Here is a 22274-nt window from a genome sequence, read left to right as displayed (position 1 = left end):
TGCTCAATTGCTATCAAAGGTAGGTTTCGATACCTTACCGGATCAATAGCAATTAGCCCGAGCCGTCAGTTTCCGAATTCACGAACCTGTTATATCAAGAGGTGTACGCCAACATGGCCCAATACGTTTACACCATGAACCGCGTGGGCAAGGTGGTCCCGCCCAAGCGCGAGATTCTGAAGGACATTTCACTGAGCTTCTTCCCTGGCGCCAAAATCGGCGTTCTGGGTCTCAACGGTGCCGGTAAATCCACCCTGCTCCGCATTATGGCGGGCGTAGACCAGGATTACATCGGTGAAGCCCGTCCGCAGCCTGGCATCAACGTGGGCTATCTGCCCCAGGAGCCAGAGCTGGACGAAGAGAAAACCGTCAAGGAAATCGTCGATGAAGCGGTTTCCGGTGTGCATGACGCCCTGGCCGAACTGGACCAGGTGTACGCCGCCTACGCCGAACCGGATGCGGATTTTGATGCCCTGGCCAAGAAGCAGGGCGAGCTGGAAGCCTACATCCAGGCCACTGACGGCCACGATATTGAGCGCAAGATGGAAGTTGCCGCGGACGCACTGCGTCTCCCACCCTGGGATCAGAAAGTGAACGTACTTTCAGGTGGTGAACGTCGCCGGGTAGCTTTGTGCCGTCTGCTGCTGTCCGGCCCTGACATGCTTCTGCTCGATGAGCCCACCAACCATCTGGATGCCGAATCTGTCGCCTGGCTCGAGCGGTTCCTGCACGATTACGAAGGTACTGTGGTAGCCATCACCCACGATCGCTACTTCCTCGACAATGTCGCTGGCTGGATTCTGGAACTGGACCGTGGCCACGGTATTCCTTTTGAAGGCAACTACAGCCAGTGGCTGGAGAACAAGGAGAAGCGCCTGGAGATGGAATCCAAGCAGGAAGCCTCTCACCAGAAAGCCATCAAGCAGGAACTGGAATGGGTGCGCAGTAATGCCAAGGGCCGTCAGTCCAAGAGCAAGGCCCGTCTGGCCCGTTTCGAGGAGATGAGTTCCCAGGAGTTCCAGAAACGAAACGAAACCAACGAGCTTTACATTCCACCCGGACCCCGTCTGGGCAACAAGGTGATCGAGGTTGACGGCATCAGCAAGTCCTTCGGTGACCGCCTGCTGTATGAAAACGTGTCCTTCAGCGTGCCACCCGGCGCCATCGTGGGCATTATCGGTGGTAACGGTGCCGGTAAATCCACTCTGTTCAAGATGATTGCCGGTTTCGACAAGCCGGATTCTGGCGACATCACCGTCGGGGAAACCGTGGAACTGGCCTACGTGGATCAGATGCGCGATCTGGATGGCAGCAAAACCGTCTGGGAGGAGCTCTCCGACGGCAACGACATCATCAAGGTGGGCAACTACGAGACCCCTTCCCGGGCCTACGTTGGCCGTTTCAACTTTAAGGGCAGCGACCAGCAGAAACGGGTTGGCGACCTGTCCGGCGGTGAGCGCAACCGCCTGCACCTGGCCAAGCTGCTGAAACAGGGCGGCAACGTGCTGCTGCTGGATGAGCCGACCAACGATCTCGACGTGGAAACCCTTCGCGCCCTGGAAGAAGCCCTGCTGAATTTCCCGGGCTCTGCCCTGGTTATCTCGCACGACCGCTGGTTCCTCGACCGTGTGGCCAGCCACATCCTGGCATTCGAGGATGATGGCGAGGTGGTGTACTTCGAAGGCAACTTCACCGAGTACGACGAGGACTTCAAGAAGCGCAAGGGTGATTCGGCGATGCAGCCGCAGCGCATGAAGTACAAGAAGCTGGCCTGATGGCGAAAACCAGAACCGCCTACGTCTGCACCGAATGCGGTGCAGACTATTCCAAATGGCAGGGCCAGTGCACGGCCTGCCAGGCCTGGAACACCATCAGCGAAGTCCGCGGCGTCAGCAGCAACAGCAAAGGCGCCCGCGGTGGCCGCTTTGAGGGCTTTGCCGGCAGCCTGTCCGAGGTCCAGAGCCTGGATGATGTCAGCCTGGCAGAGCAGCCCCGTATCAGCTCCGGCATGCAGGAGTTTGACCGGGTTCTGGGCGGAGGTCTCGTCGAGGGCTCGGCTGTTCTGATGGGCGGCCATCCGGGCGCGGGCAAGAGTACCCTTCTACTCCAGGCCGTCTGCCATCTGGCTGCAAGCGTCCCCGCTTTGTACGTCACCGGTGAAGAATCCCTGCAGCAGGTGGCCATGCGCGCCAAACGGCTGGGCCTTCCAACCAAAGACCTGAAGATGCTGTCCGAAACCAGTGTCGAACGGGTCATGCAGGTGGCCGAGGCAGAAAAACCCCGGATTCTGGTGGTAGACAGTATTCAGGTGATGCACATGGCGGATATCGAGTCCGCCCCCGGCAGTGTCTCCCAGGTACGCGAAAGCGCCGCCTACCTCACCCGTTTCGCCAAGCAGACCGGCACCATCCTGTTTCTGGTCGGCCATGTCACCAAAGACGGCAGCCTGGCCGGCCCGAAGGTTCTGGAACACATGATTGACTGCTCGATCCTGCTGGAAGGCTCCAGCGACAGCCGTTATCGAACCCTTCGGGGGATCAAGAACCGGTTTGGTGCAGTCAATGAACTCGGCGTGTTTGCCATGCTGGAACAGGGCCTGAAGGAAGTGAAGAACCCCAGCGCGATCTTCCTGAACCGCGGCGAAGACGCAGCCCCGGGAAGCGTGGTGATGGTTGTCTGGGAAGGCACCCGTCCGATGCTCGTGGAGATCCAGGCCCTGGTGGATATGGCTCAGGGCGGCTACCCCAGACGGGTCGCGGTCGGCCTTGATCAGAACCGGCTCGCCATGCTCCTTGCCGTTCTGCACCGCCATGGCGGCATGCACGTCTCCGACCAGGACGTGTTCGTCAATGTGGTTGGTGGCGTAAAGGTAAACGAAACCAGCGCCGACCTGGCACTTCTTGCCGCCATCGTTTCCTCCTTCCGAGACCGTGCCCTACCCCAGGATCTGGTGATCTTCGGAGAAGTGGGCCTCTCTGGTGAAATCCGCCCGGTGCCCAGCGGCCAGGAACGCATCTATGAAGCCGCCAAACACGGTTTCACCCGGGCCCTGGTGCCAAAATCCAATGCTCCACGCAAGACCATCGACGGCATGAAGGTGATTCCCGTTACCAAACTGAGTGATGCGCTTACTGCCCTCGAAGAACTCTAAGCCTGAGTTTTCTGGAGTCGACGGCCACTCTGTTATCGGTATTTCCAAAAACCGCTACGAGCACATCCATGTGCGCTTGTCCTCGGCCATCCTTGGCCTCAGACATTTTGGAAATACCGATAACAGACTGTCCTGCAAACGAAGTTGCAAGACTCGGACTTCAAACGGCTTTAATCAATCAGATGTGCAAACTCTCTTTCCAACAGCGCCTGGTCGCCCAGGTTCAGTTCCACTAGGCGTTTAAGGTGCGTGGCGCTATCAAGGTCAATGTACTGACATTTGAAGCCCAGCCGGTGCGGTTCCACGTGCCTCAACTCAACAGCCATGACAATACCAGCCTCATGGTCGTTCAAATGGACAATCACCTCACAGGGCTGCTTTAACGGGACCTGCCAACCCTCCGGCCGCTTGACCAGAACACCTTTCAGCGAAATATCCAGTACCTCCGTCGTCCAGACAGATTCCTGACAATGGAGTTCACAGGGCGCATCGAATTCGATCCGGTGGAACCGGCGTTTTTCGGGATTCTTGGGGGGCAAGTGGTTACTCCTGTTTACCGGTCTTGTTTCACCTGACTATAGACCGGACAGGAGATTGCATCCAGAGGATTTTGGGGAAACGGGTATAGCTCTGAAGTTGGTCTCGGGCCGTGGTGGGGCCCTTTCCAAAAATGTCGGAGGCCAAGGATGGCCGAGGACAAGCGCACATGGACGTGCTCGTAGCGGTTTTTGGAAAGGGCCCCACCACGGCCCAGCCCGCATGGTCAGCAGGCTGGGTGAAAACCAACTCCAATACTCAGCGATGGTACTCGGGGCTGAGTTCAACAACAGCCTCAATGAACGCCTTGGCATGCTCCGGATCGACATCCGGCGTAATGCCGTGACCAAGGTTAAAGATATGCCCGTTGCCAGAGCCAAAGCGACGCAGGATATCGGCCACTTCCTGGCGAATCCGCTCTGGCGGCGCATACAGCATGGCTGGGTCCATGTTGCCCTGGAGTGCCACACGGTCACCAATTCTGGCGCGGGCATTGCCGATATCGGTGGTCCAGTCCAGGCCAACGGCATCTGCACCGGAATCAGCAATGGTTTCCAGCCACTGGCCGCCGTTCTTGGTGAACAGAATCACCGGTACCCGGCGACCATCATTCTCGCGAATCAGACCGTCAACGATCTTCTTCATGTAGCGGAGCGAGAACTCTTCGTACGCCCAGCTGCTCAAAACGCCGCCCCAAGTATCGAAAATCTGTACAGCCTGGGCACCGGCCTTGATCTGGCCGTTGAGGTAATCAATGACCGCATCCGCCAGATGGTCCAACAGGCGATGCATCACCTCCGGCTGACCGTACATGAGCTTCTTGGCCTCCCGGAAATCCTTGGACGAGCCACCCTCAATCATATAAGTCGCCAGGGTCCAGGGGCTGCCGGAGAAACCGATCAGGGGAACGCTGCCGTTCAGGGCTCCGCGGATGGTGGAAACCGCGTTCATAACGTAGTCCAGATCCACCTCAGCGTTGATCTTCGGCAGAGCCGCAACATCGGCTTCGGAGCGGATCGTATTCCGGAATTTCGGGCCTTCGCCGGTTTCGAAGTACAGGCCAAGACCCAGAGCGTCCGGAATCGTCAGGATGTCTGAAAACAGGATCGCCGCGTCCAGTGGGAAACGTTCGAGAGGCTGCAGAGTTACCTCGCAGGCCAACGGCGTGTTCTTGCACAAGCTGAGGAAGTCGCCGGCTTTTGCCCTGGTCGCACGGTACTCCGGCAGATATCGCCCTGCCTGTCGCATCATCCAAACCGGTGTGCGGTCCACGGGCTGGCGCATCAGGGCGCGCAGGAAACGATCATTCTTCAGCTCGGTCATAGGAAATCCAGCGTGTTCTGTACAAAGGGGAAAATTGGATGGAGGCCATAATACCCGGTTTGCGGGAATAAAAAAGGGCGGCTTTCCCTTAGGAAACCGCCCTTCTGATCAGGATCAACCGTGCAATCAGATATCCAGGTAATCCATGATACCTTCGGCAGCCTGACGGCCTTCCCAGATAGCGGTTACGACCAGATCGGAACCACGGACCATGTCCCCGCCCGCAAAGATTTTCTCGTTGCTGGTCTGGAACATGAATTCTGCGCCTTCCGGAGCAGTTACCCGGCCCGAATCGTCGGTATTCACCTTCAGCTCATCGAACCAGTCGGCCGGGCTCGGACGGAAACCGAAGGCGACCAGAACCGCGTCCGCAGGAATAACCTCCTCGCTACCCGGGACCACTTCCGGACGGCGACGACCATTTTCGTCGGGATCGCCCAGACGGGTCTGAACCACCTTCACACCCTCAACCCGGTCTTCACCAATAATGGCGATGGGCTGACGATTGAAGAAGAACTTAACGCCCTCTTCCTTGGCGTTGGCCACTTCCCGGCGAGAACCCGGCATGTTGGCTTCATCCCGGCGGTAGGCACAGGTGACGCTCTCGGCCTGCTGACGGATCGAGGTGCGGTTGCAGTCCATGGCCGTATCGCCGCCACCCAGGACAACAACCCGCTTGCCTTTCATGTCGATGAAGTCTGCTTCGTCTTTCTCGAAGCCGAGACGACGGTTGACGTTCGAAACGAGGAACGGCAGTGCATCGTACACGCCCGGCAGGTTCTCACCCGGGAAACCTCCCTTCATGTAGGTGTAGGTGCCCATGCCCATGAAAACGGCATCGTACTCGTCAATGATCTCCTGCAACTGAACGTCCTTGCCCACCTCGGTAGACAGGCGGAATTCCACGCCCATCTCCTCGAACACCTTGCGGCGGCGGGTCATAACGGATTTTTCCAGCTTGAACTCGGGAATGCCGAAGGTCAGCAGACCACCGATTTCCGGATAGATATCGAATACAACCGGCTTGACGCCATTGCGAACCAGAACGTCCGCGCAGCCCAGACCCGCAGGCCCAGCGCCGATGACGGCAACCTTCTTGTCTGTCCACTTCACGGCGGACATATCCGGTTTCCAGCCCAGGGCAAAGGCGGTATCGGTAATGTACTTCTCGACAGACCCGATGGTAACCGCGCCGTACCCGTCGTTCAGCGTGCAGGCACCTTCACACAGGCGATCCTGCGGACAAACGCGGCCGCAAACTTCAGGCAGGGAGTTGGTCTGGTGACACAACTCGACGGCCCGCATGATATTGCCTTCGGAAACCAGCTTGAGCCAGTTCGGAATATAGTTGTGAACCGGGCACTTCCACTCGCAATAGGGGTTACCACACTCAAGACAGCGATGGGACTGGGACGCCGCGTTATCTGCTGTGAAGGGGTGGTAAATTTCACCAAACTCTTTCTTCCGCTTCTTGGCCGGGACCTTTTTCGGGTCGACACGTCCAACCTCGACAAACTGGAAGTCATTACTCAGTCGTTCTTTCATCTGGATGCTCTCATCAACTCGATTTCGACAAGGGCGGCAGCCAGGCTGCTCGCCCCAAACCCTCTCAGCCTCTTATTCCGGACGCGCCCGGGTGCTGGCCAGCAGACTGCGCAGATTCGCAGCCTTGGGTTTCACCAGCCAGAAGCGGCCAATGTAGTCGTCGAAATTCTCAAGAATGTGCTCTGCCCACTCACTGCCGGTTTCCGAGATATGCTCCCGGATTACACCACGCAGGTGATTGCGGTAGGACTCCATGTCCTCGCTGGAAATCCGCTGAATTTCCACCAGCTCGTGGTTGTATTTGTCCACGAACGTGTTGTTGATATCCATGACGTAAGCAAAGCCACCGGTCATACCAGCACCGAAGTTGTGGCCAGTAGAGCCCAGCACCGTCACCAGACCACCGGTCATGTATTCACAGCAATGGTCTCCGGCGCCTTCCACAACGGCATGGGCACCGGAATTACGAACTGCAAATCGCTCACCCGCGGTTCCGGCAGCAAAGAGTTTGCCGCCGGTTGCGCCGTAGAGACAGGTATTGCCGACGATAGAGGTTTCCTGGGTCTTGAACGCGCTGCCGCGGGGCGGCTTCACAACCAGCTTGCCACCGGTCATGCCCTTACCGACGTAGTCGTTGGCGTCCCCTTCAAGGATCAGGTTGAGACCACCCACGTTCCAGACACCAAAACTCTGGCCAGCGGTACCGGTCAGGTCCAGGGTGATCGGTGCATCCACCATACCCTGGTTACCATGGATCTGGGCGATTTCGCCAGAGAGGCGGGCGCCAATAGAGCGATCACAGTTGGTGACTCGATAGGACCACGCGCCTCCACTCTTCTCTTTGATCGCCGCAGCGGTATCCTGAACCATCTGTTCCGCGAGCCTGCCCTCATCAAACGGGTGATTCCGTTCGACCTGACAGGTCTGCGGCTTGTCTGCAGGAATATGGTCGTTAGACAGCAGGCGACTCAGATCCAGTTTCTTCTGACGTTCGGTATCACCGGGCAGGCGCTCCAGCAGGTCAACGCGACCCACAAGCTCTTCCAGGGTACGCACGCCCAGCTTGGCCATCCACTCCCGGGTCTCTTCGGCCACGAAGCGGAAGAAATTCATCGCCATTTCCACCGTGCCCTTGAAGTGCTCTTCACGGAGGTGGTCGTTCTGTGTAGCCACACCGGTCGCGCAGTTATTCAGGTGACAGATACGCAGGTATTTACAACCCAGCGCAACCATCGGGGTGGTACCAAAACCGAAGCTCTCGGCACCAAGGATCGCGCCCTTTACCACGTCCAGACCTGTTTTCAGGCCGCCATCAGTCTGCAGGCGAATCTTGCCACGCAGGTCATTGGCTCGCAGCGCCTGCTGGGTTTCGGTAAGCCCCAGCTCCCAGGGAGAACCGGCGTAGCGGATCGACGTCAGCGGGCTCGCCGCTGTACCGCCATCGTACCCGGACACCGTGATCAGGTCGGCGTACGCCTTAGCCACACCTGCGGCAATCGTACCGACGCCGGGCTCAGAGACCAGCTTCACAGACACCAGAGCCTGCGGATTGACCTGTTTGAGGTCGAAAATCAGCTGGGCCAGATCCTCGATGGAATAGATATCGTGATGCGGCGGCGGTGAAATCAGCGTTACGCCCGGGACCGAATAACGCAGGCGGGCGATCAGTTCATTGACCTTGCCACCGGGCAACTGGCCGCCTTCGCCCGGCTTGGCACCTTGGGCCACCTTGATCTGCATGACATCCGCACTACGCAGATATTCGGCTGTAACGCCAAAACGTCCGGACGCGATCTGTTTGATTTTCGAGCGTTTTTCAGTGCCATAGCGAGCGGGATCTTCACCGCCCTCGCCCGAATTAGACCGGCTGCCCAGGGTATTCATGGCCACCGCCAAGGCTTCGTGGGCCTCGGGTGACAGGGCACCAAGTGACATACCGGCCGAATCAAAGCGGGTGAAGATGTTTTCAACCGGCTCTACTTCCGAAATATCAATCGGCTTGATGTCTTTCCGGAAGACAAGAAGGTCACGGAGCGTCGCAACCGGACGCTCGTTAACCAGACCCGCGTATTCCTTGTAGTGGCCATAGTCGCCGCTGGTCACCGCCTCCTGGAGCTTACCGACCACATCCGGGTTAAAGGCATGATACTCCTGGCCATGGACGTACTTCAGAAGACCGCCCTGAATGATGGGCTTGCGCGGCTTCCAGGCCACGGACGCCAATTGCTCCTGGTCCTGCTGGAAATCGTAGAACCCGGCACCCTGGATTCGGCTGGGCACACCCTTGAAGCACAGGTCAACGACATCATCGGCCAGACCGACCGCCTCAAACAGCTGGGCGCCACGATAGGAAGTGATGGTGGAAATTCCCATCTTCGACAGTATCTTCAGCAACCCTTTGTTGATGCCCTTCCGGTAGTTATTCTTGGCATCAATCGGATCCATCAGCAGTTCGCCGGTACGGATCAGGTCGTTCAGAACCTGGTAAGCCAGGTACGGATAGACCGCTGTTGCACCAAAACCGAAGAGCACGGCGAAATGATGGGGATCGCGAGCCCAACCGGTTTCAACAACGATGTTGGAATCGCAACGCAGTCCTTTCTTGACCAGATGGTGGTGGACCGCACCGGTTGCCATCAGGGCATTGACCGGCAGTTCACCTTCCTTCAAATCTTTGTCGGTGAGGATCAGCAGCACCTTACCATCCCGGACGGCCTGTTCCGCTTCCTCACAAACCTGGCGAATCGCCTGCTCCAATCCCTGTTCCGGGCGGTAGCTCATGGAAATACGCGCGACCTCGAAACCCGGGCGCTCATTGTTGGCAATCTTGAGGAACTTGGCAGGCGACAGAACCGGTGTCGTCAGAATAATGCGGTCTGCGTGATCGGCGGTTTCCTCGAATACGTTGCGCTCGGCACCCAGACAGGTCTCCAGGGACATGACAATCGACTCACGCAGAGGGTCAATCGCCGGGTTGGTCACCTGGGCGAACTTCTGCCGGAAGTAGTCCGCCACGTGGCGTACCTTGCTCGAGAGCACGGCCATTGGGGTATCGTCGCCCATTGATCCAACCGCTTCCTGGCCGTTCTCCGCAAGCGGACGCAATACCTGGTCACGCTCTTCGAAGGAGACCATGAACATCTTCTGGTGCACCAGAAGCTCGCCGGAATCCATCAGCCTGAAATCCGGGGTGTCCTGATTCAGAGTGGTCTCGACGCGGAGAGCGTTTTCCCGCAGCCAGCGCTTGTAAGGCTGAGCGGTCTTGAGACGCTGATCAATGTCCTTGGTGTGCAGGACTTCACCGGACTCTGTGTCGATCGCCAGCATCTGACCCGGTCCGACACGGCCTTTGGCTACCACATCGTCCGGCTGATAACCGTAAGTTCCGATCTCTGAGGCCAGCGTGATGAAATCATCCTTGGTGATGACCCACCGGGCCGGGCGCAGACCATTCCGGTCGAGCATACAGACGGCATAGCGGCCGTCCGACATGACCAGACCGGCAGGACCATCCCAAGGCTCCATGTGCATGGAGTTGTACTCGTAAAACGCACGCAGCTCTGAATCCATGCTGTCGACATTCTGCCAGGCTGGCGGAATCATCATGCGGACCGCGCGGAACAGGTCAACACCGCCGGCAAGCAGCACTTCCAGCATGTTGTCCATGCTTGAGGAGTCAGAACCGGTGAGGTTCACCAGAGGCTGCAGGGTCTGCAGATCTGGCAATTCCGGAGAGCTGAACTTGGCGGCCCGGGCGATGGCCCAGTTACGGTTGCCGTCGATGGTGTTGATCTCACCGTTGTGAGCCAGATACCGGAACGGCTGGGCCAGCGGCCAGCGTGGCATGGTGTTGGTGGAGAACCGCTGATGGAAAACACAGATGGCGGTCTCGAGATCGGGGTCACCCAGATCCTTGTAGAAGTTGGCCAGATCTGCCGGCATCATCAGGCCTTTATAGGCCAGGGTGCGGTGTGACAGGCTACAGATGTAGAACTCGGGATCGTCGGCCATATCGCTTTCGGCGTGGCGACGGCCCACGAACAGACTGATCGCAAAATCACGCTCCGCCTTGCCACCAGGCACCACGAAGACCTGCTCGATACGGGGCAGGCAATCAAGCGCCATAGGACCGAGACAGCTGTCATCGACCGGCACTTCGCGCCAGCCGAGAATCTCCAGGCCCTGCTCGGTCAACCGTTTCTCGATGGCCGCACGACCAGCCGAAGCCTTGGCTTCGTCGGGGTTCAGGAAGACCTGGCCGACAGCAAAAAGATCACCCGGCTCCTTACCAAACGCTGCCTTGGCGGCTTTTTTCAGAAAGCCATCCGGGCTCTGGATCAGAAGGCCACAACCATCGCCGGTCTTTCCGTCTGCAGCGATACCACCTCGGTGGGTCATGCAGGTCAGAGACTCGATGGCAGTTTGCAACAACTTGTGGCTGGCCTCGCCCTTCATGTGGGCAATCAGACCGAATCCGCAGTTGTCCCTGAATTCATCGGGATGATACAAACCTGTCATCATAAGCGTTCTCTCGCGTAGAAATGCTTTTCAATCAAAGAGTTAATTGGCGCACAGCCAAACAACCACCCTTCGACACTGAAAATGGGGGCTGGCTATTTTACACACGTAGAAATACGTACTCAAATCGGCGTGACGTTATTGTGGGAAGCCGAAACCGGGATTACCAGTCGACAAGGTTATGGAACAACGAGTTAGCGCCGAAACAGCGGCGCTATAAATTGTCGACCGGACGCACCCAGGGTGACCTGGAAGCCAGCTCCTCTGGCAAACCAGCTGCCGCGGCATTTGCCGCCTCCCGGGTAGGAAACTCCCCATAGAATACCATAAACCAGGGCTGGCCTTGCCTTTCCCCGCGGGTGTAGACCAGATCACCAAGCTGTGAATAGCGGGAAATAACGTTCAGAGCAGTCTGTTCGAGATTGCCGGCCACCAGTTGAATGGTCCAGCCTCCACGCGCCCGAACCTGATCAATCGCCGAAAAATACGCCGGGTTTGCTGGAGTGAAGCTCGGCGCGGCCTCTGGCTCTGGCTCTGGCTCTGGCTCTGGCTCTGGCTCTGGCTCTGGCTCTGGCTCTGGCTCTGGCTCTGGCTGATCAGCTTCCGGCTCGGTTACCGGCTCTGTCAATACCGTTTCAGGCTCCACGGCAGGCTGGTCCTGCGACGGCTCTTCCGGGGATGGCACTGAATTCTCTGTTTCAGGCCCAATGGTTATACTCTTTCTCACCGGCTCCGGTGCTTTTACAGTCTCGCCGGCCACGGATTCATCATACTGGCGCGACACAAACCACCAGGAGCCCGCAAGGAGCACAAGGGCCAGCCCGGGCAAAAGGAACCGCTTCCACGGAACGTGCTTAGGGCGATCGACACTCCGCGAGGCCACCATGTCCAGCCAAACGCCCGGAGTCACACGCTTGAGTCGCGCAAAGCTACCCTGGCTCAGGGCGTGAATTTTGGAGACCCGGGCCGGACTCAGAAGTTCCCCTGCCTTGCCGCCGGCAGCGTGAACCCGTGGTTCCAGATAGGCAACGATTTCATCCCTGGTGAGAGGCCGCAGATGTATCTGGTGGACACTTGTGCTCGCATCATCCAGGCCCATCGACTGGACCAGGCTATCCGTTCCGGCAAACACCGGAACGGCAGAAGAGCCACGCTCTGAAGCCAGATAGGCGGACAGGATAAGCCTTAGCAACTCCGTCGGCGCCCGGTCGGCATCGTCAATCAAAAGGACCATACGCTGGCCCTTTCGGACCCGCGATTCAGACCACTTGAAAAAGCCATAAACCAGGTCTCGGGGGCTGTCTTCCGGGCCGAGATTTGAGCGGGAAACCGCTTTCAGGTCCCGGGCAAGGGCCTGGGCGCTGGTCAGCGCTGCCGCCGGTATACGGTGAAAGTCGAGTCTGGATGATTCGCTGCGGACCAGCTCCGCCAGTATTCGGGTTTTGCCCGAGCCAGCAGCTCCGGTTAATAACAGAGCCATATCACCGAAGCCGCATAGATGGCGCAACGCTTCCAGAGCGTGATGACGCATGGCATCCGGAAAGAACGGCGTCTCCATTTCCAGCGGGTTGGCACGGAGGCTGTAGCGCTGCTGCAACCTGGGGAACAGGCCTCCGCCATCAAGACTGTTCAAGCTTTCTTCAGTCACGGGTCTTCCTTGTCTTCTGGTCCGCTACCAAATCATTGATGCCTTCGGGCCGTCATCATATCGAGCTGCAAAAACGCGCAAAGGTGAGAGCAAGGTTTTCAGGACTCACTTCGGATGTGACCACGGCGTCTCCAACCGAACGAAGCAGGACCAGCCTTAAAAGGCCATCCACGTTTTTCTTGTCGACAGCCATCAGACCCATAAAGTCATCGGCCGTCATCGCAGCCGGGGGCTTATCCGGTAAACCGGCCCGGAGGATCAGTCGGTTAATACGATCACAATCGTCACGGCTGATCATCCCTTCAAGCGCGGACAATTCGGCGGCCATCAGCATACCGGTGCCCACTGCTTCCCCGTGCAGCCAGTTGCCATAACCGGCATAGGTTTCGATCGCGTGGCCGAAGGTGTGACCAAGATTCAGGATCGCCCTGAGGCCACCTTCGCGCTCGTCAAGTGCAACAATTTCGGCCTTGCAAGCGCAGGACCTGAAGATGGCCTCTGCCAGCGCCTCCGGATCAAGACTGACCAATGCATCCATGCGCTCTTCAAGCCAGCCAAGAAAGCCCTGATCCCGGATCAGCCCATATTTGATAACTTCCGCCAGCCCCGCTGACACCTCTCTGGCGGGCAAAGTCTGTAGACTTGCCGTGTCTATCAACACCGCTTGCGGCTGATGAAAAGCCCCAATCATGTTCTTGCCAAGCGGGTGATTGATGCCAGTTTTGCCGCCGACAGAAGAGTCGACCTGGGAAAGCAGCGTCGTTGGAATCTGGATGAACGGTACACCACGTTGATAACAGGCTGCTGCAAAACCAGCCATATCCCCGACCACACCTCCACCGAGGGCGACCAGAGTGGTTTTTCGGGTGTGGCGCTGTTCAAGGAGACCGTCAAAGATGCTGTTAAGAGTCTGCCAATCCTTGAACTTCTCGCCATCCGGAAGTACGACGGTATCAACCCGCTTCCCCGGAAAGCAGGCTTTCGCCCGTTCAAGATAGAGTGGTGCCACAGTCTCATTGGTGACGATCATGACCTGCGCCCCGGAAACAAAAGCTGATAGATCCTGAGTGCCGAGAAGACCCTCACCGATAAATATGGGGTAGCTGCGTTCACCGAGCTCTACCGAGAGCTCCCGATACCGATTAGACATGGTTGCGACCTTCCTTACGTATCTGCCTTTTGTGACGCGGCGTTTTCGGGTTCAGCCGATTGACCAGCTGACGTACCACCAGCCGGGGACTCTTTCTGTCCGTGAACATGATGATGTCCGCGAGACCTGAATACAGCGGATCGCGGATTGAGAAAAGTTTCCGCAAGACCGCCTCAGGGTCGTCGTTCTGTAGCAAAGGCCGATTGCGGTCCTTGCGTGTTCGCTCTACCTGCTGCTCTATGGATGTTTTCAGATAGATGACCGTTGCATCTCTCTTGAGAATCGGGTGGTTTTCCTGGCGCATCACAGCTCCGCCACCAGTAGCCAGCACGGTTCGGTCCTCGTGGGACAACTCGTCCAGCATGGCTGTTTCCCGCAAACGGAATCCATCCTCGCCCTCAACATCAAAAATCCACGGAATGTTAGCCCCGCACCGCTCTTCAATGATGCGATCAGAATCAAGAAAACGATAGCCGAGCTCTTTGGCGAGCATCCGGCCAATCGTGCTTTTCCCTGCTCCCATGGGGCCAACCAGGACAACGCGTTTCGGCAAAGACATAACTTCCGCTCAGTTTTGATCAGGCGGGTGAGAATATCACAGGGCCGGTACTTGCATAAGCTCCGTACCCGGCCTGTGGGGAATTCAGGCACAAAAAAGCCGCCGGGTTCCAGGCGGCGGCTTTTTTTCGGGATCCCGGTTACCGGACAAGATCGCTCTTGATGATCTTGGGCGTTATGAAAATTAACAGCTCACTGCGCTCATCAATTTTCTCGGTACGCTTGAAAAGACGACCCAGGTAGGGAATATCCCCAAGGAACGGGGTCTTCGTAGTTTGGGTCGCAACTTGCGACTGGAAGATACCACCCAGCACCACCGTCTCACCGTTGCCAACCAGAACCTGGGTGGTCACCTGGTTGGTATTGATCGAAGGAATACCGGCGGTAACTTCACCACGGGAGTCCTGGTTGACCACCAGATCCATAATAATCTTGTCATCCGGGGTGATTTGCGGCGTCACCTCGAGAGAAAGCACGGCTTCCTTGAACGAGACCGCTGTCGCACCGCTGGAAGACGCTTGCTGATAAGGAATTTCCTCACCGGATTTGATAGACGCTGTCTGGCGATCCGCGGTCACAACACGAGGCTGTGAAACCACTTCGGCCTGGCCGTCGCTCTCCAGCGCAGACAGCTCCAGGTCAACCAGGAAGTCATCGCTGCCCCAGCCAATGGCAAACGAGGAAGTGCCTTCACCGCTCACACCGAGATCGACCGCCAGCGCACCCGGGAAGGTGATTGTACTGCTGTTTCCGGCTGCAGCATCACGCGCCTCCTGCAAGGACTGCTGCGAGCCTCCGACAGTGAATACATTATCGCCACTCACATCGTAAGCGGCACCACCCCAGCGAATACCGAGATCTTCAGCCACATTGGTCTGGGCCCGGACAATTCGCGCCTCGATGGATACCTGCCGCACCGGCACATCCCATGTGGAGACAAGCCGACGGATTTCCTCGAGCTTTTGCGCAGTCTCACGAATACTGATGGTGTTGGTGCGAACATCCGAGGAGACAAATCCGCGGTCTGAAATCAGCTCCTCATCTTCCTTGATCAGGGCAACAATGTCGGCAGCCTTGGCGTAGTTGACCTGAACAATGTCCAGCCGCACCGGCGCCAGCTCTGCAATCTGTTTATTGGTTTCCAGCTCCAGCTTTTCCCGGGCAGCGATCTCATCCGCCGGAGCCACCAACAGCACGTTACCGATCTGCCGCTTGTCGAGCCCCTTGGTCTTCAGAATCAGATCCAGAGCCTGGTCCCAGGGAACATTCTGTAAACGAAGCGTAATGCTGCCGCCCACCGTGTCACTGGCAACCAGGTTCAGGCCTGTGAAATCCGCAATCAGCTGGAGAACCGAACGAACCTCAATGTCCTGAAAGTTCAGTGAGAGCTTCTCGCCGGTATACGGGAATTTCTCTTCACGGCGTGACTCCGCCTCCTGTTCAGTAAGCTTTTCCACACTGACCGTGAACTGGCTGCCGGACTGATAGGCAATGTAATCGTAGTTTCCTTGCGGGCTGATCTCGACCACTGCATTGCCATCCTCGATAAAGGTATCGATGCGGGTAACCGGCGTTGCAAAATCCGTAACGTCCAGCCGGCGACGCAGGTTGGCAGGAACGGTAATCCCACCCATGGTCAGCCGGATTTTGCCGGCCCGTTCCGACAAATCCACAGGCGTGCCGGAGCTGCCCAGATCGACAACAACCCGGCCCTCGCCCTCCTTGCCACGACGGAAATCCACACCGCCAAGGGCGTTGGCCGAAGAAGAACCCGATGCTCCCGAGCCACCCCGGGAGGACGAATCAGGCGCGCCCGCCACGGCACCCTGAGCCTTGCCCCCTGCCTCGCCACCAATAGTCATAACCAGTGAATCACCCCTGCGAACCGTGTCGTAAGGAACCAGCTCAACGAGGTTGAAAATCAGCCGTGTCCGGTCCCTGGTTTCCACCACCGTCATGCTCTGGGCGTTCCCGGAGCCCAGGGGAATGCTGCGACTGTCCAGACCGCTGATCGTGCCCCTCAGATCGACCGCGATGCGAGCGGGGCGCTCAATGGTGTAACCGGTGGGTTCCGGCGGCGGCCCATCGAATTCCAGCGTTACTTCAAGCCGCTCGCCCGGTAGCGACGAAAACGACACGTCTTCCAGCGTGACCGCGTTGGCCAGGCCGGAGAACAACCCAAAAGCAATCACGCTGACGTATACATTGAGTTTTCTGAACATCGCTAGCCTCGACCCTGAACTTTTTTGTACGTGCATGTTTCTTTCAACTTTCATCCAGCCGCTCCTTAGCCTGCGCCTTCTTCGAGGGTCAACGAGCGGGGACGCTCGACCCAGCCACCCCGGCCATTGGGAACAATTTCAATCAGCTCAATACGGGTTTCACTGACGCCCACAATACGACCGTAGTTCTGCCCCATATAGTTTCCGGCGCGCACCCTGTGAATGCCACCGGTATCGTCTTCGACAAGAGCGAACAGGTTACCTGAGGCGCCCTGAAGTGTTCCGACCATCCGAAGCGCCTTGAGATCAAAGTTCTCAAGCACCTCTCTTGGCCGGTCCAGATCCGGCTCAACATCACTGACCGGCTTCTCATCCACCATTGTCAGTTGGATGTCAATCGGCGGCTCAAACGGTGACCGCCTGTCTGCGGCCGAGTAAGTGAATGCTTCATAGGCCTTGAACTCGGGCAGGGGCTCCACGTATCCCCGCGGCTTCGCCCTCGTTTCCGCCATGAATTTGTCAAGATCTGAAAATCCGCTGTCCTGGGAACAGGCTGCCAGGAGAGACACCAGACACACACCCAGCCAGGCTTTTACCGCATGCTTTGCTGTCATGCTCATTCTCCAGCCCGGTAGCGGTAGGTACGAGCCACAACTTGCATATCAAGCCGCTCTCCGTCTCCGCCAGTTGGTTCGATGGTCAAGTCGTGCAAGGTCACGATCCGGGGAAGGCTTGCCACACTGCTGACAAAGGACGCCAGCTCATGATAGGAACCGGACACCCGGATATTGATCGGCAATTCGGAATAGAAATCCCGGCGCTGCTCCGGCTGCAGCTTCACTTCCTGGAGCGCAAGACCACTACCCAGGGCGGTATTGGTAATATCCTCCAGCAAGCCTGGCACTTCGGTCTCGCTGGGAAGCTGCCTTACCAGCGCGCCAAACGTTTCTTCCATCTCCGCCATCTGAGCCTTGAAGACTTCAAGATTCGCCACTTGGTAGGCTTTCTCTTCGTACTTCTTACGAAGCTCCTGCTCGGTTTTTTCAACGCGTTCAAGCTGGGCGTACTGATCCTTGATGAAGAACCAGTACCCGCCCCCGAAAATGAGCCCGAAGATGATCAGAACCACAACAGCCTTGATCGGTGCTGGCCAGATACCGGCGTTGTTGACGTCGAGGTCGTTGATATCAAATTCGTTGAGGCTTTTGAGTGAGTCCGCGAGGCTCATTACTTATCCTCCCCTTCGGGCTCAGGTGTGTTTTGTTGTACCGAGAGGTTGAACTGACTGTAGCCGGCCCGGCGGCTGTCTGCTGCCGACACGTTTGACAGGTTGGGATCAGAAAACCAATAGGACTCCTCGAACTGGCGCATCAACGTGGAAACGCGGCTGTTGGATTCCGCCATGCCCACGATATCCAGCCGGTCTCCCGTGCGCTTGAGGTCAGTATAGAAAACACCATCGGGCAGCGTTCTGACCAGCTCGTCAAAAACCCGGACAATAACCGGGCGTTTACCCTGAAGGTCCTGGATAACGTGCATCCGGGCAAGAAGCTCATCCCGCTTGCGCTTGAGATTCTCGATCTCCTTGATCTGCTGGTCCAGCTTCTTGGCCGCCGTTTCAATATAAGCGTTCCGCGATTGCTGGTAAGCGATCCGGCTGTCCATATCGGACTTCCAGAGGAATACCAGGCCACCGGCAATGATCGCCGCACCAAGAATCATCACAACGAACTGTTTCTGCTTTTCGGCACGAAGTTCTTCACGCCAGGGTCGGAGGTTAATCTTTGCCATCAGTCGAAGCTCCTCATTGCCAGGCCGCAGGCAATCATCAGGGAAGGCGCATCATTACTCAGTGCCGACGCGTTCACCTTCGAACCTACCGCCATATCTGCAAAAGGATTCGCGACCATGGTCGGCGTTCCCGTTTTTTCTTCGACCATTTCAGTGAGCCCCTGAATCGAGGCCGTGCCTCCGGCCAGAACTACGTAATCGACGGCATTGTATTGACTGGCACCAAAGAAGAACTGAAGCGCGCGGGCAACCTGCTGCACGACAGCCTCGCGGAACGGCGTAAGCACTTCTGACTCGTAATCGTCAGGCAGTCCGCCCTGCTTTTTCGCAAGACCGGCTTCCTCGAGCGACAAACCGTATCGGCGCTGGATTTCCTCGGTCAGCTGTTTGCCACCGAAAATCTGCTCTCGCGTATAAACGGTCTTGCCACCGGCCAGAACACTCAGCGTGGTCATGGTCGCGCCAATGTCCACGATCGCTACCACCAGCTCCTCTCCCTGAGAGTCCAGCTGAGGCTCGATCAGTGCGTAGGCACGCTCAAGGGCATAGGCTTCAACGTCAACCACCTTGGTAGTCAGTGAAGCTATCTCGAGTGCATCCTCGCGGATGTCGACGTTTTCCTTCCGGCAAGCAGCCAGAAGCACATCCACCTGGTCGGGGTTGTTCTCGGAAGGTCCCTGAACCTCGAAATCGATGGCCACTTCATCCAGCGGGTATGGAATATATTGATCGGCCTCCAGGGCAATCTGATCTTCCATCTCGAATTCGTTCAGGCCGCCATCCATCTGGATGAGCTTGGTAATAACTGCAGAACCTGAAACCGCAACAGCCACCTGTTTGACACCAGAACGGGACTTGGAAGCTACGCGCTTCATTACCTCGCCCACAGCTTCTACGTCCGTAATATTCTTTTCCACCACGGCATTGGCCGGCAAAGGCTCCACCGCGTAGCTTTCGACCTTATAACGGTCGCCCTGCTTCGATAGCTCCAGAAGTTTGACCGAGCTGGAGCTTATATCCACGCCCAGCACTGCACTGGATTTCTTTCCTAATCCAAACACGCGCTCACCCTATACCTGGTTAGATGCACCCGGTTACGTAACTTATGTGTTTTTTATTTAAGAGAATTTCTTCACCATTCCGTCTACAATGCGTGTTCTTCTTTAGTTGAGAACTATTGCAGCGGTGAAGCACCTCTTCCATCCTAAAGCAATTTCTCAAATGATAGACCTATATCCAACAGTTGTCAGAAAAAAATGTCTCATTTGTTGCGCACATCTCGCCTTTTTGCCTGGTTGTTTCTTACCGGACTGAGTGTCGCCGTTATCGTAACGTCAGGCTTCTATCTTTACCTTCGCCCTGGCCTTCCGCCGGTACATCAGCTTCTGGACATCAAGCTTCAGACGCCATTACGGGTCTATAGCAAAGACAACAGATTAATAGCAGAATTCGGTGAAAAGAGAAGGGCACCCATCACAATCGAACAGATCCCAACAATTCAGTTACAAGCCTTTATGGCAGCTGAAGACTCGCGTTTTTACGAGCACTTCGGGGTCGACATCAAAGGCCTGGCGCGGGCTGCAATCGAACTGGTCTCTACCGGCGAGATCCAGTCCGGGGGCAGTACCATCACAATGCAGGTTGCAAAAAATTACTTTTTGTCACGGGACAGAACCTTTATCCGGAAGTTCAACGAGATACTTCTGGCTCTTCAGATCGAACGTGAACTGGATAAAAACCGCATTCTCGAGCTCTATCTGAACAAGATCTATCTGGGCAATCGGGCCTACGGAATTGCCGCCGCTGCACAGGTTTATTACAACAAGCCGGTCTCGGAACTGTCCCTGGCCCAAATGGCCATGCTCGCCGGCTTGCCAAAAGCGCCCTCGGCATTCAACCCCCTGGCCAATCCGGACCGTGCGATGATCCGGCGCAACTGGATTCTCGGACGAATGCGCGACCTGGGATACATCACTCCGGATGCCCACGAACTTGCTGTTTCCGCCCCCATTACTGCCAGCTACAACAGCACGGAGACTGAAGTCGACGCCGACTATGTTGCCGAAATGGCGAGATCCGAGATGGTTCGGCGGTTCGGCGAGGACGCCTACACCGATGGCTACACCGTCACCCTCACAGTTGACGGCAAGAAACAGCAGGTTGCCACAGAGGCATTAAGAGACGGCCTTGAAGCCTATGATCGGCGCCACGGCTTCAGGGGCCCCATTGGGCAGATTGATCAGGAAACCCTCGCCGAGAGTGAGCCATCAGATCTCATCCTGAACTACCCTCGCGTGGAGTCCCTGCTTCCCGCAATCGTCACAGAGGTTGACGACGAATCCGGCAAAGTGGCGGTCCACGCGCGCCGCATCGGCCCCGCCACCATGCCTTTCGAAACCATGACCTGGGCGAGGCGCTACAAAACTGAAAATCTCACAGGCCCTGAGCCTGAGAAGCCCTCCGATGTTGTGGCTCCCGGCGACGTTATCTATGTGCGCGCCCAGAACCCGGAATCGGCCTCGCCAGAGCCAGAAGCCAACGGGAACGAATCCCCGAATGAGCAGTCGGAGCAGCTCGCTGAAGCCTCTGTTGCGCTTGCTCAAATCCCGAGGGTTGAAGGCGCGCTCATTTCACTGAAAGCCAAAACCGGCGCCATTGAGGCACTGAGCGGAGGCTACAGTTTTGGTCAGAGCAAATATAACCGTGCCATACAGGCAAGACGACAGCCTGGCTCCACCTTCAAGCCCTTTCTTTATCTGAGCGCTCTGGAAAGCGGCATGACACCGGCGACCATCTACAACGATGCGCCGATTGTCTTCGATGACTCGGAACTGGAGACTGCCTGGCGCCCCCAGAACTCCTCCGGACAGTTCTATGGCCCAACCCGCCTGCGGGAAGCACTCTATCGCTCACGCAACCTGGTCTCAATCCGACTGCTGCGCGACCTGGGCATCCAGAACACGCTGGATTACCTGGCACAACTGGAAATCCCGGTAGAAAACATGCCGGACGACCTGTCACTCTCCCTGGGCAGCGGGCAGCTTACTCCCATGGAACTTGCCCGAGGCATGGCCGTGATTGCCAACGGAGGCTACGACGTTGAACCCTACCTCATCGAGACTATCACTGACTTTAGCGGTGAGACCATTTACCAGGCGCCGAAAACCGTTCTGTGCGACAAAGACTGCGACGACGATACAGCACAGGAACCATCGGGCGAGCAAGAAGGCTCGCCAAACACCGTCGCCAATGTCTCTGAAACAAGTGAGGACTCGCCCGAGGTTCGGGTTATGCCCAGACTGGCGGACGAACGCTCGGTCTTTATTCTGCATTCAATGATGCAGGACGTCATTCGTCGCGGTACCGGCAGACGGGCGCTGGCCCTTGGCCGGGATGACATCGCCGGTAAAACCGGCACCACCAACGAACAGAAAGACACCTGGTTTGCCGGCTTTAATCACGAAGTGGCCACAACCACCTGGGTCGGATTCGACCAACCGGCACCTTTGGGCAGACGCGAGTTTGGCGCCAGCACCGCGCTCCCCATCTGGCTGGACTATATGGAAGTAGCGCTCGAAGGGGCACCCTCTTCCTTCATGCCTCGCCCCAATGGCATCGTCAATATCCGGATCAACCCCGAAACCGGACAGCGCGCAAGACCGGGCGAGGATGGCATTTTCGAGGTCTTCCGGGAAGAGGATGCGCCACCGCCCCTGACATCCGAAACCGAGAACGACCGCAATGGAGGCTCCGAGGAAGACGATCTGTCAAGGCGAATCTTCTGACATCAGGAGCAGGCACAAAAAAACCGGCGGGATCACCGCCGGTTTT

The 22274-nt window shown here is 57.2% G+C and carries 15 protein-coding genes; 3 read left to right on the top strand and 12 right to left on the bottom strand.

The features are described 5' to 3' along the window. Window positions 1–113 precede the first annotated feature (113 nt). Window positions 114–1775, top strand: coding sequence for an energy-dependent translational throttle protein EttA (gene ettA, locus BM035_RS15375; protein ID WP_092032984.1), 1662 nt, complete (start codon window positions 114–116; stop codon window positions 1773–1775). After that, window positions 1775–3151, top strand: coding sequence for a DNA repair protein RadA (gene radA, locus BM035_RS15370; protein ID WP_062786491.1), 1377 nt, complete (start codon window positions 1775–1777; stop codon window positions 3149–3151). The genes ettA and radA overlap by 1 nt, the downstream gene beginning before the upstream one ends. Before the next feature lie 170 nt (window positions 3152–3321). On the opposite strand, the gene BM035_RS15365 is transcribed toward radA, so the two are convergent. The 12 genes from BM035_RS15365 to BM035_RS15310 form a co-directional block, all read right to left on the bottom strand. After that, the gene (locus tag BM035_RS15365; protein ID WP_062786494.1) at window positions 3322–3690 is read right to left on the bottom strand and encodes a PilZ domain-containing protein; all 369 of its coding nucleotides are present in this window, start codon (window positions 3688–3690) and stop codon (window positions 3322–3324) included. A 256-nt stretch (window positions 3691–3946) separates the two neighbouring features. Beyond that, a complete protein-coding gene (gene hemE, locus BM035_RS15360) occupies window positions 3947–5011 on the bottom strand; it encodes a uroporphyrinogen decarboxylase (RefSeq protein ID WP_062786497.1) in 1065 nt (354 codons plus the stop codon). Window positions 5012–5137: 126 nt separating this feature from the next. After that, window positions 5138–6556: an FAD-dependent oxidoreductase gene (locus tag BM035_RS15355; RefSeq protein WP_053114383.1), complete on the bottom strand. Its 1419-nt coding sequence runs from the start codon at window positions 6554–6556 to the stop codon at window positions 5138–5140. Between the two features lie 72 nt (window positions 6557–6628). After that, complete coding sequence (gene gltB / locus BM035_RS15350) at window positions 6629–11077, bottom strand: glutamate synthase large subunit (protein WP_092032981.1); 4449 nt, start codon at window positions 11075–11077, stop codon at window positions 6629–6631. A gap of 211 nt (window positions 11078–11288) precedes the next feature. After that, window positions 11289–12722 (bottom strand): SPOR domain-containing protein, encoded by a 1434-nt coding sequence (locus BM035_RS15345; RefSeq protein WP_092032978.1) that lies wholly within the window; start codon window positions 12720–12722, stop codon window positions 11289–11291. A 55-nt stretch (window positions 12723–12777) separates the two neighbouring features. Further along, window positions 12778–13872: a 3-dehydroquinate synthase gene (aroB, locus tag BM035_RS15340; protein ID WP_092032976.1), complete on the bottom strand. Its 1095-nt coding sequence runs from the start codon at window positions 13870–13872 to the stop codon at window positions 12778–12780. Further along, window positions 13865–14431, bottom strand: a complete 567-nt coding sequence (gene aroK, locus BM035_RS15335) for a shikimate kinase AroK (protein WP_008170790.1) — start codon at window positions 14429–14431, stop codon at window positions 13865–13867. The genes aroB and aroK overlap by 8 nt, the downstream gene beginning before the upstream one ends. Window positions 14432–14570: 139 nt before the next feature. Beyond that, window positions 14571–16652, bottom strand: a complete 2082-nt coding sequence (pilQ, locus tag BM035_RS15330) for a type IV pilus secretin PilQ (protein ID WP_175497404.1) — start codon at window positions 16650–16652, stop codon at window positions 14571–14573. Window positions 16653–16717: 65 nt separating this feature from the next. Next, window positions 16718–17266 carry a pilus assembly protein PilP gene (locus BM035_RS15325; RefSeq protein WP_092032970.1) on the bottom strand — a complete coding sequence of 183 codons (549 nt, stop codon included), beginning with the start codon at window positions 17264–17266 and terminating at the stop codon, window positions 16718–16720. 2 nt (window positions 17267–17268) lie between these two features. Further along, entirely contained in the window at window positions 17269–17880 is a 612-nt protein-coding gene (locus tag BM035_RS15320; RefSeq protein WP_092032967.1) for a type 4a pilus biogenesis protein PilO, read from the bottom strand. Continuing rightward, window positions 17880–18443, bottom strand: coding sequence for a PilN domain-containing protein (locus tag BM035_RS15315; protein ID WP_092032965.1), 564 nt, complete (start codon window positions 18441–18443; stop codon window positions 17880–17882). The genes BM035_RS15320 and BM035_RS15315 overlap by 1 nt, the downstream gene beginning before the upstream one ends. Then, complete coding sequence (locus BM035_RS15310; RefSeq protein WP_062786515.1) at window positions 18443–19504, bottom strand: pilus assembly protein PilM; 1062 nt, start codon at window positions 19502–19504, stop codon at window positions 18443–18445. The genes BM035_RS15315 and BM035_RS15310 overlap by 1 nt, the downstream gene beginning before the upstream one ends. A gap of 195 nt (window positions 19505–19699) precedes the next feature. Between BM035_RS15310 and BM035_RS15305 the strand changes: the two genes are divergently transcribed. After that, complete coding sequence (locus BM035_RS15305) at window positions 19700–22228, top strand: penicillin-binding protein 1A (protein WP_092032962.1); 2529 nt, start codon at window positions 19700–19702, stop codon at window positions 22226–22228. Window positions 22229–22274: the final 46 nt, after the last annotated feature.

Source organism: Marinobacter sp. DSM 26671 (assembly GCF_900112835.1).
Taxonomy (GTDB): Bacteria; Pseudomonadota; Gammaproteobacteria; order Pseudomonadales; family Oleiphilaceae; genus Marinobacter; species Marinobacter flavimaris.
Note: the sequence above shows the minus strand (reverse complement) of the source record. Positions and strands in the feature narration are given on the sequence as shown.

What these genes read in the sequence shown, in the direction of transcription:
- ettA (WP_092032984.1), top strand. Translation starts at nt 114, where the DNA reads ATGGCCCAATACGTTTACACCATGAACCGCGTGGGCAAGGTGGTCCCG.
- radA (WP_062786491.1), top strand. Translation starts at nt 1,775, where the DNA reads ATGGCGAAAACCAGAACCGCCTACGTCTGCACCGAATGCGGTGCAGAC.
- hemE (WP_062786497.1), bottom strand. Translation starts at nt 5,011, where the DNA reads ATGACCGAGCTGAAGAATGATCGTTTCCTGCGCGCCCTGATGCGCCAG.
- BM035_RS15355 (WP_053114383.1), bottom strand. Translation starts at nt 6,556, where the DNA reads ATGAAAGAACGACTGAGTAATGACTTCCAGTTTGTCGAGGTTGGACGT.
- gltB (WP_092032981.1), bottom strand. Translation starts at nt 11,077, where the DNA reads ATGATGACAGGTTTGTATCATCCCGATGAATTCAGGGACAACTGCGGA.
- aroB (WP_092032976.1), bottom strand. Translation starts at nt 13,872, where the DNA reads ATGTCTAATCGGTATCGGGAGCTCTCGGTAGAGCTCGGTGAACGCAGC.
- aroK (WP_008170790.1), bottom strand. Translation starts at nt 14,431, where the DNA reads ATGTCTTTGCCGAAACGCGTTGTCCTGGTTGGCCCCATGGGAGCAGGG.
- pilQ (WP_175497404.1), bottom strand. Translation starts at nt 16,652, where the DNA reads ATGTTCAGAAAACTCAATGTATACGTCAGCGTGATTGCTTTTGGGTTG.
- BM035_RS15325 (WP_092032970.1), bottom strand. Translation starts at nt 17,266, where the DNA reads ATGACAGCAAAGCATGCGGTAAAAGCCTGGCTGGGTGTGTGTCTGGTG.
- BM035_RS15320 (WP_092032967.1), bottom strand. Translation starts at nt 17,880, where the DNA reads ATGAGCCTCGCGGACTCACTCAAAAGCCTCAACGAATTTGATATCAAC.
- BM035_RS15315 (WP_092032965.1), bottom strand. Translation starts at nt 18,443, where the DNA reads ATGGCAAAGATTAACCTCCGACCCTGGCGTGAAGAACTTCGTGCCGAA.
- BM035_RS15305 (WP_092032962.1), top strand. Translation starts at nt 19,700, where the DNA reads ATGTCTCATTTGTTGCGCACATCTCGCCTTTTTGCCTGGTTGTTTCTT.